2 protein-coding genes are annotated in these 1,031 nt (G+C 43.5%); both read right to left on the bottom strand.

Annotated features, from left to right (window positions below):
* Positions 1-155 precede the first annotated feature (155 nt).
* A complete protein-coding gene (locus BM613_RS14585; RefSeq protein WP_109431864.1) occupies positions 156-413 on the bottom strand; it encodes an HU family DNA-binding protein in 258 nt (85 codons plus the stop codon).
* A 427-nt stretch (positions 414-840) separates the two neighbouring features.
* The coding region (locus tag BM613_RS15435; protein WP_219930727.1) for a hypothetical protein at positions 841-1,031 on the bottom strand (191 nt) is incomplete at its 5' end.

The following is a 1,031-nucleotide window of genomic DNA, read 5'->3' as shown; positions in this document are numbered from 1 at the left end:
GAGCGCAATAGAAAATATCTATTGCGCTCAGGAGGGAGATAGGAGGCGAAACGTATAAAGTGAACCGTATAGGGTGCAATGATTCTGCACAGGGAATGTGCAGGTTGGAATATACCGCCAACCCGAAAATTCGGCCGGAATTGGCGGAAAATCGATCAAAACTTCGAACTAACAACCAGCTTTACACTGCGTTTGGCCGGAATCTCGATTGCTTCGCCAGTTTGTGGGTTGCGACCGGTTCGCGCAGCGCGTGTTATGGCTTTTAGTTTGCCGACGCCCGCAATCGTGAATTCACCGCCAGCTTTCAATTCTTCGGCGATTGTTGCTTGGAACGCCGCCCACAAAGTTTCTAATTCTGTTTTAGGTACGCCAGTTTTTTCTTTTACAACCGAGAGCAAAGCATCTTTGTTCATCAGCTTCTACTTCCTTTCAAGATTTGATTTGAGTGTGAAATCGCTAAGGGGACTGACAGTGGCAGTACCCCTCAACCAAGAGGGGCGGGGTAAGTATTTATCTTTCGAAAAGCAATTTTGCTCATTTGTACATTCTAGTGACTTCCGGTGCACGCTTTTTTGTCTTCCGAAAAGCCATTTTACTCACTTGTGTGTTCTAGTGACTTCTGGTGCACACTTTTTTGTCTTTCGAAAAGCCATTTTGCTCATTTGTGCATTCTAGTGACTTCCGGTGCACGCTTTTTTGTCTTCCGAAAAGCCATTTTACTCACTTGTGTGTTCTAGTGACTTCTGGTGCACACTTTTTTGTCTTTCGAAAAGCCATTTTGCTCATTTGTACATTCTAGTGACTTCTGGTGCACGCTTTTTTGTCTTCCGAAAAGCCATTTTACTCACTTGTGTGTTCTAGTGACTTCTGGTGCACGCTTTTTTTGGTGCGCCAACCAAGGGTGTCGGTTAAAACTACACCCTGTGCAAAAATATGTTGCTGTGTGTTTTTGTTCTTTGAGAACTGGAAAAAACAATACAAATTTTGTTTTGTTTTTTCCAGTTTTACGCCTAGCAAACCATAAAAATCCC

The organism is Sulfoacidibacillus thermotolerans (assembly GCF_003144315.1).
Classification (GTDB): Bacteria; Bacillota; Bacilli; order Alicyclobacillales; family SLC66; genus Sulfoacidibacillus; species Sulfoacidibacillus thermotolerans.
Note: the sequence above shows the minus strand (reverse complement) of the source record. Positions and strands in the feature narration are given on the sequence as shown.